The sequence below is a fragment of the Cyclobacterium qasimii M12-11B genome (assembly GCF_000427295.1).
Taxonomy (GTDB): domain Bacteria; phylum Bacteroidota; class Bacteroidia; order Cytophagales; family Cyclobacteriaceae; genus Cyclobacterium; species Cyclobacterium qasimii.
In genome coordinates this window covers 76,342-88,702 of the sequence record NZ_ATNM01000191.1, presented here as the reverse complement: position 1 = coordinate 88,702, position 12,361 = coordinate 76,342, and the positions used below count along the sequence as shown (strand labels likewise).

The window sequence follows — 12,361 nt, the reverse complement described above, 5'->3', positions numbered from 1 at the left end:
ATCTTATTCTATTCCTATCCGAACAAATGCCATTTCATCTTCTATGTTTTCAAATATCCAGATCTTCCCACCTTTGACAAAATGTTTTTTTGGCGGGGCATTTAATTGAGGAACCAATGATTCGGCCAGTATATTCAGGTTTTCATCAAAAATACTAAGGTAAACATCTGCTCCGGTGGCAATGTATTTGTCGTAGTCGGTTCCTTCCTCCCCAAATTTTTGACTTGAAGAAAACCGATAAAATCGCTTTTTGCTTTCATCCCAAATTAGCTTTCCGTAACTAATTTCCTTATTCAATTTTTTGAAAACTTCATTCATTTCCTCAGAACCATGTTCTACCCTTTTTTGGGGCGTGTATTTTTTTCGGTAACCTAATAGTGTTGTATCCCAGCTTTTTACATAGGTGCTGTCCTTTTTTAAATCATATACAAGCACCTCATTAAAAGAGTTGTTGGTCAGAATGATTTTCCAAGGTGTGGCGATGGCGGAGACGCTTACGCCATAGCCTCCCGTATTCTGTCCACCATCAATAATTTCTGTATGGTATTCATCGAATTTATTCAATTCAGGAAGGTCTATTTTTTTATAAACCAGGCTTTTCAGATCAAAATCTAAAATAAAATAAGTGTTGTCATTCCATTGCATACAAACCCCCAATATCCGGTCAGGCTGTTCAGGGATTTCAAAAAAGGTTTTCGGATGTATTTCAAAATCGCTGAGATAATCAACAGCTATTTCTTCTAGTCCAAGGACTTTTACTTTTTTGGCTTCTTGATCAAAAATAGAATAAAATTGATACGACCATACCAATAGCTGTTCCTCTTTGTTTATGCTGAATCCTGTAAAATAAATTGGTATTTTGTTTGGCCCTTCTTTTTCAAAGGGTATCTTTTTGTCAAGTTTTAATTCATCAAGATTGATGCGCTCTGCAATAACATTCTTAGGATTGAAATTGATTAGGTAACTCTTGTCTGCTGAAAGGTCTGAATAGTACAGATTGTCTTGTAGGTAAAGAATTTCATCTCCTGGATCCACATAAACTGTGTCCAGAGAAAAGCTAAGCTGATCTGAAAATTCATTTTCTTTTCGGTTTTCTTGCTGCAGGAGCTGAAAAAAGTGGCAAAAGCAATCCCAACAAATAATAAACGCATACCAAAGTGTTTTAAGTGAATAGGGTAGGAAGATAAATAATCCTACTCAAACCGTCTAATTTAGTTTTTGTAATTTTTCAAATGGAATACAAAATTCCTTAAGGAATAAGATAAATTCTAAAAGTTTATCTTTTGTTTTTTTGCGGTGGGGACAAACGAATTGTCTAAGAAAAATTTTATTACCAAAGCTCAAGCCATTGTTGTTTTTTGGAGACATAACAAATATATGTATTTACCTTTATAATGCTAAAAGCGGATTTCATTTGGATCAATCAATTTTTGTGAGGTAAAGATTTGAACGTCTAATTATTTACCATTCTAATCTTTGCATTTCCAGACAATAACAAATAATTTTAGTTATTACTGATTTTCGTCATGAAAAAACCTCATGGTAAAGCTTAATTTTGTATTTTAATGGAATAATACTAACTATTTGGTCACTTTAAATGAGTAAATGGTTCAAATACTTTCTCAGTTTATCTTTAGGTTACAGCTTAATGATATTCTCAAATAACTTAAATTCTTTTAACTAATTCTTTACTGGGTAAGGAAGTTATAGGTTTGAGGCAGTTGAATTACACAATTTTAGATGGAAAATCATTTTTAAAATTGCCTCGGAAAGAAGAAAGCAACTCATCATAAATAACAAGCATCACTTTGAATTATAAAGACAAAACCAAAGAAGAACTCATAAAGGAGCTTCAAAAATTAGAGAAGACAAATGATGCATTAAGGATTTCTTTAGAAAGAAAACAATAACGGAATACCTAAGGAAAAAGGTTTAGAGGAAAACAGCTTTCGTTTGATGGTGCAAAATAGCGCTGATGTGATTTGGACCCTGGACAATAATTACCGCTATACTTATGTTAGCCCATCCATAAGTAAATTACGAGGACTATTGCCTGAAGAGGCAGTGGATGAAAAAATTCAAGATACCATATCTCTCGATTCTCAGGAAGATTTTTATGAGGCGATAGCGAAGTTGAAGAATGAGGTGAAAAACAAGAGTTATGGATCTGTTACTGTAGAAGTGAAACAGAACCATAAGAGTGGGCATATCATTTGGGTGGAAATAGCTATTAATGCTTGTTTCAATGATCAAGGAGAAAAGATCGGTTATATAGGTGTTTCACGCGAAATAACCCAACGTAAAATTGCTGAAATTGAACTTCTTGAAAATCAAGGGAGGTATCATACCCTTACCGAAAACATGAAAGAAGTAGTATGGAGCATTGATACCCAAACATTGCTAATTGACTATGTGAGTCCATCGATAATTCAACTTTTGGGCTATGCACCCGAAGAAATTTTATCGAAACCCATCGCTAATTTGTTTACCTCAGCAACCTTCTCGTTTGTCCATGATCAGGTTAATAAAGCGATAGTTAATTTCAATAAAAATGGCTCAGAAAAGGACAATCATTATCAAACAGAAATTGAGCTCTTACGCAAAGACAATACTACGGTTTGGGTGGAGATGACAAGTAGGTTCGTCAAAAGCAGAGTAACCGGGCATTTAGAAATGTATTGCAGGACCCGCAACATTACAGAGCGCAAACTTTCTGAACAGGCACTTACTTCAAGTTTAGAACGCTTTGATAGGTTGGTATCCTTGGTTCCCGTAGGCGTCTATATTTTTTGGATTCGAGCAAATTTACACATGGAATTTGAATATGTCAGTGATCGATGGCGTGAAATTCACGATATCAGTCCAGACCAGGTAATGGATGATGTGGCTCATGTGAATAAAAAAATTCATAAAGATGACATAGACCACTTTATATCAGCAAATAAGGAAGCAGCACGTGACCATAAACCTTTTGGCTGGGTAGGACGATTTATCATAAAAGGTGAACTGCGTTGGCTTAGGATTGAATCTATTCCGATAGGCTATGAAAATGGAGATATTCGATGGTTTGGGGTAACTCAAGACATAACTGAACGATACAATGCGGCGGAAGCAGTTCGGCAGAATGAATTGAAATTACGTGACCTTAATGCCCAGAAAGACAAATTCTTCTCGATTATTGCCCATGATCTTAAAAACCCATTTAACTCAATCATGGGACTGAGTCAATTGCTTATTGAACAAATTAATGAAAAAGACTACGATGGGATAGAAGAATATGCAGGATATATTAAGACGTCGACGCAGAAAGCAATGAACTTATTAGTAAACCTGTTAGAATGGGCGCGTTCACAAACGGGAAGGGATACCTTTAATCCTGAAGAAGTTGATCTTGTTGATCTGATTGAGGAAAATAAACTGCTTTTTGATGCCAATTCTAAGCATAAATCAATCTCTCTCAAAATAGATTTGCCTGATGAATTGAAGGTTTTTGTTGACAGGCAAATGATCAGTACTGTTATCAGGAATTTGATTTCTAATGCAATTAAATTTACCAAAGAAGGCAAAGGGGTTTTGATTGCGGCAAAGACAAATGGGGAAAATATTCTTGTTACCGTGAAAGATGAAGGCGTAGGAATAGCAACTGATAGACTTGAAAAATTATTTCGAATTGATTCAAGCGTGTCAACTCCTGACACAAACAATGAAACAGGGACTGGTCTTGGCCTCATTCTCTGCAAAGAGTTCGTGGAAAAACATGGGGGGAGTATTTGGGTGGAAAGTGAACGATTTAAAGGGTCTACTTTTTATTTTACACTGCCCAACAATGAAAACTTAGAACTTAATTTAAAGAGTCCATCCTAAAATATTTCAAGAAATGCTTCTGGCCAATAGGGGAGCGTTTTTTCTGTTATTAAACCACTTTGGCTTCGACTCCGCTCAGCCACCATCCGATGACATCTAAACTCTCCTCCTAGGTTTAATTTCCATTATTAAGTATTTCTGGCTTTGATTTGAGCCATTTCGGAATCATGCCTATGTTGATCATAGGTTTTTAGGTTAAACTCTTTCAGAATAGCTGAAATGAGGACTTCTGGGGAAAGACTCTCAATGACAGACCACTCTTCCTCATGAAAATTGGTGATCCGAATTTTTCGTCCATACTTTTCTTTGATTTTATCAAAGTGCCTCACAAAAGGCCAGGTATGTAAAAATGCTTTTTCTAAGTTGACAGGGGCACAATAGTAATTTTTCTCCCAGAAACCGGTTTTTGCCAATTCATGGCCCGTAATGTCCCAGAGTTTGGCGCTTCCTTTTCTTGTGCTAGTGGCTAAGACGTACCGGTGTTGTAAAGCTTTTGCTTGTAGACTCTGACCACCTCCATAGGCGGATGGCCAAAACACAATTTCAGCTTGTTTGTCCTTCAGTTTTTGCCAGCCATCTTCCCACATTACATCAAAGCAAATTTGTATCCCAACTTTTCCAAAATCCGTCTGGAACACGGGAGCATCAAGTGGACCGGGGGTAAGTCCATTATTAATTTCATCTTCAGTCAAGTGAATTTTCCGGTACTCCCCAACGCGAGCCCCTTCTCTGTCCAATAAAACGGCAGAATTAAAAATCTTACCTTTTTCCTCCGTATTTACAGCAACTACCAAGTAACAGTTGTTCAATTTGGCGAAATCAGCCATTTTACTTAGTACGGTATTGGAAAAGGCTAACTTTTCTGCTAGGGTATACTTTTTAGTTACGTTGGCAGTATGGAAAACCTCGGGCAAACAAATAATGTCTGGTTGGTTCACCAACACCTTGTCCATTAGGGAGAAAATCCGGTCCAACATGTCTTCAGCTTTATCCGCATAAACACCCTCTTGAGAGATGCCAGCGACCCAAACTTCACGTGGTAGTTTTTTTGGAACGGCTGAGTCGGGAAGGGGGTGACTATTAACTGACAATATACCCATAGAGCTGAGGCCAGAAGTCAAGGCTGCAGACTTCAAAAATTTTCTACGGGGATTAGCATTTTTATCCATGGAATTGGCGAGTAGTTTAGCCTCGGATTTTAGAATTCATATATGAGAAGGGAATTTACCAAAGCTTTCTAAATCTTAATAGAAATGGACAAAGTTTTTCCTAATTAAGTACACCTTCCTAGGGATTTGTTCCTTGGTTTTGGCTCCGTTGCCTAATTTAGGTGTAAGTTATGAATACAGCTTCCTTTATTTTGGAGTTTGTAATTCCATTACCGATTAAAATCCAACTAAACTTCCCAAATGAGGGTGTTTTACTTCCATGAATTTAGCCATTGATTATTAGTGATTTTAATGTATATTCCAATTATTAATTGGGGATCGATGGATGGAATTGTTAATTCTAAGGAATCAGTTCTCCTTCAACTTTTAGAAATCTTTCATAAATCAAAACTTTAATTATTTAAGGCATGCATAAATTGATCTTTGACAAATTGAGTTTTACATGCTTTTCCAGAAAATTATTGGCTTTTTTATCCTTCGAGATAAATCATTTCGGCAAGCAGTATTTCTGCTCTTTTGTGTTTCTTCTAAGTAGTTTTTCAGTGCAAGGTTTTACTGTCACCCAGCAAAAGTCATTGGAAGCCGAATTTCCTTTACAAGTAGGCGCTGCATCTTTGAAGATAACTCCTCCTATCGGCAGTGTCATGGGGAATTCCTACGGGATGAATATATCAGAAGGAATCCATGATGATCTTTTTGCTAAAGCTTTGGTTTTTGATGTAGACGGGGTTAAGGCAGCATTTATTGCTTTGGATCTAATTAGCCTACCTTATGGATTAGTGGCTGAAACCAGAGAATTAATAGCCACCCAAACAGAAATTCCGGTTGAAAACCTTATTCTGACAGCTACCCATTGCCATGCTGGACCACAAATGAATCCACGATTTTTAAAAAACATAGGTGGTGAAGCAGAAAAAAAGAGTCTAGAGTACCTAAAACAACTTCCAGAGAAATTGTTAAAAGCGATTCAAATGGCCGAGGCATCTCTACAACCCGTAAAGGCCTCTATAGGGAGTTTTTATGAAGAAAAAGTAAATTTTAACCGCCGCTTTTTAATGAAGGATGGTAGTTTTAGAACAAATCCAGGGCGGTTAAACCCACTCATCAAGCGCGCAATGGGGCCTGTAGATCCTCTGGGCTCAGTGGTGCTTTTTGAGACAACGGATGACAGGCCATTAGCAGTATTGGTGAATTTCGCCTTACATCCGGCAATAGTGGGAGGGAATCAATTTTCGGCTGATTTCCCTGGAGTCGTCTCCCAACTGATGGAAAAGTCCTTTGGAGAAGAATTGGTAACGGTATATACCAATGGTAATTCAGGAAACATAAACCATATAGACGTACAAAACAATTCCTTCTTAGAGCAATATGAAGAGTCAGCTAGGATTGGAACTATTCTGGCAGCAGATGTGATGAAAGCCCTGTCCTCACGTCGTCCGCTTGAAATCAATTCCCTTGAGGTTGCTAGGATGGAAGTAGCGATACCCATACCCAATATTGACCAACAGAAAGTAATTTGGGCAGAGGGAATATTGGATAGGTTTGGTAAATCATCCCCACCTAATTTCGGAGACGTAGTGGAGGCATGGAGAATTATTGATTTAAAAAGTGTCAATAAGGAAAGAATCGCTAGAGAACAGTATACCACAACAGTGCCATTAAAGAAGGATGGGAACGCCATTCTAAGTGAAGTACAGGTCATGGGATTTGGGTCTGAACTGGCTTTAGTAGGATTTCCTGGTGATGCCTTTGTGGAACTGAGTTTGGCAATAAGGCTCAAATCACCATTCACCAATACCATTGTTTGTGAGCAATCAGGAAATGGAAACATTAGCTATGTACCGGATAGAAAGGCTTTTTTAGAGGGTGGTTACGAAGTAAACAGTGCCCGCTTTTCACCTGGTGGTGGAGAGCTTTTGGTTGAAGGGGTTCAAAAGCTTTTAATCGATATTTTTTATGATTAATTGCATTGAACAGAGCTATTAACAATTGGCTATAATTGTGGATTTATGCCATTACTCAGGTGTAAACGATTAAAATTAGTATGTTTTCACTAGGGTAATTTAGCTTTTGCTAACGAATATTATATGCCCAGTTTCATTAAGAAATGACTGACAACAATTGCTTTATTTCAGCCGATAAACCAGCTATTATTATAGGATGTTTTTACATAATATTAATTTAATGCTGAATTAATTTTAGTTCTGTAACTTTAAAGAATAAAATCAGAACCCCAATGCATGGATGATTTAGTATTGATAAAGGATATTATCGATTTGTTTAAATATGCATAGCCCAATTTAAAACATTACTGTAGTTATTTTACCTCTACTTATTTTTAATTTTAAAAATGTAATCATTCCCCTTATTATCCAATTAGAAATTTACTGTTACTTTGAATGTAATTAATAAACACCAATGAAAAACCTATTGAAAACCTTATTGTTGCTTTTGCCGATTGTTTTTATTTTGTCCTGTAGTTCTAAGGAGCTATCGATGAAAATTGTTTCTTTCAATATCCGGTATGATAACCCTGAAGATGGAATCAATAGGTGGCAAGCTCGAATCCCTATTGTTAAATCTTACTTAACCTCAGAAAAACCCGACATAATAGGGATGCAAGAAGTTCTTCACAGCCAAACACTTGATCTTCAAGAAATGCTTTCTGATTATGCCTTTGTAGGTACAGGAAGGAATGACAATAAAACCGCTGGAGAATATGCGCCCATATTTTATAATAAAAATAAGTTTAAGCTAATCGACCATTCTCAATTTTGGTTATCAGAAACCCCAGATATTCCTGGTAGTAAAAGTTGGGATGCATCACTTACCAGAATAGTTACCTGGGCTCAATTTGAAGACATAATTTCTGGACAAAAATTTTATGCATTTAATACCCATTTTGATCATAGAGGTGTGGAAGCCCGAATGAAAAGTGCAGAATTAATGGCAAAGAAAATTTCGGAAATTGCCGGAGATGCTCCAGTTGTCGCAACAGGTGATTTTAATATTAGAAAAGACCACCCTAGTTTGGGTAATGCATTGTACGAAAACTTAATAAAAAGCTTTAAAGAATTCAGTTCCTTAGAGAACTCGGCCTATATTTCTAAGTCTCCTGTTGCGGAACCTGGGTTAACCAGTACCGGTTTCAGGCCTGATTGGGAAAGTAAGGAGGGCTATGCAATTGACTATATTTTTGTAAACGATTATTTTGAAGTAGAATCCCATCAAGTGGACAAGGTTGTTGAAGGGGACCTATTTATTTCAGACCATTGGCCAATAGTGGCAAAGGTTAAATTAATCAAATAGTAAAAATTAGAAAGGATTATTCCGAGTTTTAATACTTTGGAAGATTAAGAGATGAAGTTAATGCAAGTTGGTATTGTTGCCTTTTTTAGCAACAATACCAACTTTTTTGTTTTTCCATTGACTATTTTTTTGAGAATAGTAACTAGGAACGCCATATTGGATTTCTGGTTTAGGTGTGACTTGGGCTTCGACTCCACTAAGCCACCATTTGGCTTTGTTCAATTACCTTCCGATTCCAGTTGACTTCACTCAGTAAATTGCGCTTATTTTTTTGAGCATGATCAGCTAATTTTGTTCATGTTTTATTGAATTGTTTTATGTATATTCCGAAATAATGGATTTTAACAAATCATTGATATGGAATTATTAAAAAAGTGCTTTTTTAGTCCAATAGTCATTCTTCTATTTGTACTTGTATTAAATTCTTGTTCACAAAATAATCCTCAGAGGGTAGTAAGCGTGTTTAATGGACATGACCTAAGCGGTTGGAGTTCTTCTGACATGAGTTATTGGTCTGTTTCGGATAGTGCTATAGTTGGTGGGGAAGGTAAAGACTCAATAGTCAATAATCAATTCCTATGGCACGAAGAAAAAGTGAAGGATTTTTATTTGAAAGTTCTAGTGAAAATGGTTCCTAATACCACCAATGCAGGCATTCAATTTCGTTCACAAAAGATGGGCGAGGAAGCATTAGGGTATCAAGCAGATATCGGTGAAGGGGTGTGGGGGAGATTGTACCATGAAAGTGGTAGAGAAAAATTACACTGGGAAGGAAAAGGAGAAGCAGCAGTTAAAAAGAATGAATGGAATTCTTATGAAATTCTCGCTGTAGGTAATAATATATGGACAGCCATAAATGGTACCCTATCTGTAGCCTACCAAGAGCCCAACGGAGAATTAGACGGATTTATAGCATTACAAGTACACGCCGGGCCATCACAACTTGTAAAATACAAATCCATAAAACTAATACATAATCCGGAAATTGAAATAGGCGAATATAGCGAGTCAGAACTAATGGAAGCATTGGTAAAATCAAATGGAAGTCCTTACCTGGGCGGAAACCAATAAACCGCAATTGTTTCCTTAGTTAGGCTTCCGATCCGCAACCAGTTTGATAACATTAAGCCTTCTCTAGGTTTAATTGTTACAAGTACATTCTGTATACTTTGGCACCACTCAGTTACGAATTCGATACTGCGCATTCTACAGCATTGCCCTAAATACTGTATTTTCTGCAACCGTCAATCTATAAGTATTTTTTTGAAAGGCATTTTTTATTAAGGTCTCCATCGTGAGCTAGGACCTTCGCTTTAAGATAATTCAGGAAGAAACAGAAGGTTTGTTATGATAGGTTCAAAATAAAGAAAATGAGGAGGTTAAAATAAAATCTCTTATTAAATTTTTAAGAATTAACAAAGCAATGGGAGCGATGCATTTTACAAAACACTAAGGCTCCATTTACAATTAGTCCCTAATTTTGCATCAAAAATTCATAGAGGTTAATAGTATAAATAGATACGGTCACTTACTCATTGAGAATGACAAATTGGTGAAAAAATCTTTTAAACTGGAATTATTAAGCCGCGATAAAATTAATTGAAAGTAGCTAGGCTAATCATTGTATTTATTTACTTGACCCTGATCAGCCTGTGGCGCCTTATGAAAACCAAATCTGTATAGTCTGCGGTTAAAATTTTTGTGTGCAAACGCAATTTTGATTAATATTAAGTATACAAGCAATTCCTTTTGGGTAGCCATATTTTAAAACCCAAGGGTGAGCCAACTGGGATTTTTCTTCACTATAAACCACCAAGCATGAAAAACCGTTATTTAATGCCTTTTTTGTTACTTTTTGTTTGGGCATGTAAGGAACCAGTAGACGATGAGGTAAGGAGTTGGGAAACCCGTGCGAAACAAGTGACCATTATCAGGGATGATTATGGGATCCCCCATATTTATGCCAAAACAGATGCTGATGCCGTTTTTGGGATGCTTTATGCCCAGTGTGAAGATGATTTTCGACGGGTGGAAAAGAACTATATATGGGCAACAGGGCGGCTTGCTGAATTGGATGGTGAGGAGGCCTTGTACAGCGATCTTAGAGCGAACTTGTACATGACTGAAGCAGAAGCAAAGGCTGCTTACGAGGCAGCTCCACGTTGGTTGCAGTTGCTATGTAAAGGATTTGCAGATGGGGTTAACTATTATTTATACAGTCACCCGGAAGTAAAACCCAAAGTATTGACCCATTACGAGCCTTGGTTCCCGATGTATTTTAGTGAGGGATCTATAGGAGGAGATATTGAGAGAATTTCTACGGAACGGATCAGGAGCTTTTACGAGGAGCAAAAAGGACTTGCCTATTCGGAATTTGGGGATGGCTTGGTTCATCCCGATCCCTATGATGAACCTAAAGGATCGAATGGAATAGCCATTGCTCCTGAATTGAGTGCTTCGGAAAATGCACTTCTGCTGATCAATCCGCATACTTCTTTCTATTTTCGACCTGAAATTCATGTGGTTAGTGAAGAAGGGCTGAATGCTTATGGTGCTGTTACTTGGGGTCAGTTTTTTGTCTATCAGGGTTTCAATGAAAAAACTGGCTGGATGCACACTTCTACCCATCTGGATTTTATGGATGAGTATATGGAAGAGGTGCGAGAAGTCGGAGATGGTATGGAGTATGCCTATGGAGACGAATGGAGGGCTGTAGAAGAAATCCCACTTACCTTAAAATTTACGAGTCCAGAAGGTTTACAAGAAAAAACATTTACCATTTACAGAACCCATCATGGACCGGTCACCCATCAATTGGACGACAAGTGGGTAGCTACTAAAATCAATTGGGACCCTGTCAATGCCTTGATTCAAAGTTTTACCCGAACCAAATTAAGCGATTACACTGCTTTCAGGGAAATGATGGACATTCGAACCAATTCTTCCAACAATACTGTTTTTGCAGATGCTTCAGGAAATATTGCCTATTTCCATGGAAATTTCATTCCCAAAAGAGACCCTTCTTTTGATTTTTCCAGGCCTGTTGATGGCAGCGATCCCGCTACCGACTGGCAAGGTTTGCATGAAGTAGACGAAAGTATCGTTGTGCTGAACCCTGCTTCCGGCTGGATTCAAAACTGCAATTCAACGCCTTTTACAGCAGCAGGCCCTTACAGTCCCAAAAAAGAAGATTATCCCTATTACATGGCGCCAGATGCTGAAAACTATCGCGGAATTCATGCCGTGGATCTGCTTTCGGAGGTTGAGAATTTAACCTTGGAGGAATTGATAACCTTGGGATATGACCCTTATTTGCCTGCTTTTGAGCGTTTGATTCCTATCCTCTTGAAGGCTTATGAAAAGGAGGAAGACCCAAGTGAAAATTTAACAGCGGCCATTGCCGTTTTTAGGGATTGGGACTACCAGACCGGAGAGGAGTCTGTAGCCATGACCCTGGCTCATTTTTTCGGCATGTCCTTTAACAAAAGCATAGGGAGCTCAGATGCCTTGATTCCCTTTAATCAAGAGAATGGTAAAACCCTGGAATATGATGCTAGTGAAGTGGTATCAGCCATGGAAGCTGCAATTGTTAAGCTTGAAGAAGACTTTGGGGCCTGGAACATTCCTTGGGGAGAAGTCAACCGTTTTCAGCGCTTGAGTGGAGCCATTGATTTGCCTTATGATGACAATAAAGCCAGTCTTCCTATAGGGTTGGCCTCTGGTCGTTGGGGAGCATTGGCTTCTTTTGGTGCCTCAGCAAAGGAAAACACGAAAAAACTTTATGGATCTTCTGGTAACAGCTTTGTTGCAGCAGTTGAATTTGGAGACAAGGTAAGGGCAAAAAGTTTATTGGCGGGAGGTCAAAGCGGAAACCCGCAATCTCTTCATTTTGACGATCAGGCGGAAATGTATGCCAATGGTGCTTTCAAAGAGGTTGCTTATTACCGGGAAGATGTGGAAAAAAGGGCTGAAGAAACCTATCACCCAGGCAGTAGATAAGGCAAAAGGATCCATGTTTA

General features: G+C 37.9%; 8 protein-coding genes. 5 read left to right on the top strand and 3 right to left on the bottom strand.

Going from position 1 to position 12,361, the window contains the following annotated elements:
• Positions 1-3: 3 nt before the first annotated feature.
• Complete coding sequence (locus ADICYQ_RS23105) at positions 4-1,035, bottom strand: DUF4221 family protein (RefSeq protein ID WP_020889299.1); 1,032 nt, start codon at positions 1,033-1,035, stop codon at positions 4-6.
• Positions 1,036-1,914: 879 nt separating this feature from the next.
• Between ADICYQ_RS23105 and ADICYQ_RS26390 the strand changes: the two genes are divergently transcribed.
• Positions 1,915-3,864, top strand: a complete 1,950-nt coding sequence (locus ADICYQ_RS26390; RefSeq protein WP_262485387.1) for a sensor histidine kinase — start codon at positions 1,915-1,917, stop codon at positions 3,862-3,864.
• 128 nt (positions 3,865-3,992) lie between these two features.
• Here the strand turns inward: ADICYQ_RS26390 and ADICYQ_RS23095 are convergent, their stop codons facing one another.
• Complete coding sequence (locus tag ADICYQ_RS23095; protein WP_020889296.1) at positions 3,993-5,033, bottom strand: carbon-nitrogen hydrolase family protein; 1,041 nt, start codon at positions 5,031-5,033, stop codon at positions 3,993-3,995.
• Positions 5,034-5,440: 407 nt separating this feature from the next.
• On the opposite strand from ADICYQ_RS23095, the gene ADICYQ_RS23090 reads away from it, so the two are divergent.
• Together ADICYQ_RS23090 and ADICYQ_RS23085 are read left to right on the top strand one after the other, a co-directional pair.
• Positions 5,441-6,997: a neutral/alkaline non-lysosomal ceramidase N-terminal domain-containing protein gene (locus ADICYQ_RS23090; protein ID WP_040417849.1), complete on the top strand. Its 1,557-nt coding sequence runs from the start codon at positions 5,441-5,443 to the stop codon at positions 6,995-6,997.
• A 454-nt stretch (positions 6,998-7,451) separates the two neighbouring features.
• Positions 7,452-8,342 (top strand): endonuclease/exonuclease/phosphatase family protein, encoded by an 891-nt coding sequence (locus ADICYQ_RS23085; protein WP_020889294.1) that lies wholly within the window; start codon positions 7,452-7,454, stop codon positions 8,340-8,342.
• 57 nt (positions 8,343-8,399) lie between these two features.
• Here ADICYQ_RS23085 and ADICYQ_RS27495 read toward each other — a convergent pair whose 3' ends face one another.
• Entirely contained in the window at positions 8,400-8,564 is a 165-nt protein-coding gene (locus ADICYQ_RS27495; protein ID WP_020889293.1) for a hypothetical protein, read from the bottom strand.
• 135 nt (positions 8,565-8,699) lie between these two features.
• Here ADICYQ_RS27495 and ADICYQ_RS23080 point away from each other — a divergent pair, with 135 nt between their 5' ends.
• On the top strand, positions 8,700-9,413 hold the full coding sequence (locus tag ADICYQ_RS23080; protein ID WP_051160335.1) for a 3-keto-disaccharide hydrolase: 714 nt from the start codon (positions 8,700-8,702) through the stop codon (positions 9,411-9,413).
• 747 nt (positions 9,414-10,160) lie between these two features.
• Positions 10,161-12,341, top strand: a complete 2,181-nt coding sequence (locus ADICYQ_RS23075; protein ID WP_020889290.1) for an acylase — start codon at positions 10,161-10,163, stop codon at positions 12,339-12,341.
• The last annotated feature ends 20 nt before the right edge of the window (positions 12,342-12,361 follow it).